Below are 259 nucleotides of genomic sequence, written 5' to 3' on the forward strand. Positions count from 1 at the left end.
CGGTTTTTGGTGACAGGGCATAGGAAGGGGCGAATATGCACAATCAGATCGTACCGGTCATCCTGTCTGGAGGGTCCGGCACGCGCTTATGGCCGATGTCGAAGCCGGAAATGCCGAAGCAGCTGCTCGCGCTGACCTCGGATGAAACCATGTTGCAGCTGACGGCGCAGCGCACCGCATCCAACGAATTCGCCGCGCCGATCGTCGTCGCCGGCCAGCGGCATGCCGATCTGGTCGAGACGCAACTGACCGAAGCCGG

1 protein-coding gene is annotated in these 259 nt (G+C 62.2%); it reads left to right on the forward strand.

Annotation, left to right across the window (positions count from 1 at the left end; genetic code table 11):
* Positions 1–35: 35 nt before the first annotated feature.
* A partial coding sequence (locus tag AC3II9_RS21990; RefSeq protein WP_489158847.1) for a sugar phosphate nucleotidyltransferase occupies positions 36–259 on the forward strand: 224 nt, incomplete at its 3' end.

It is taken from the genome of Lysinibacillus sp. RU7, from assembly GCF_057837305.1.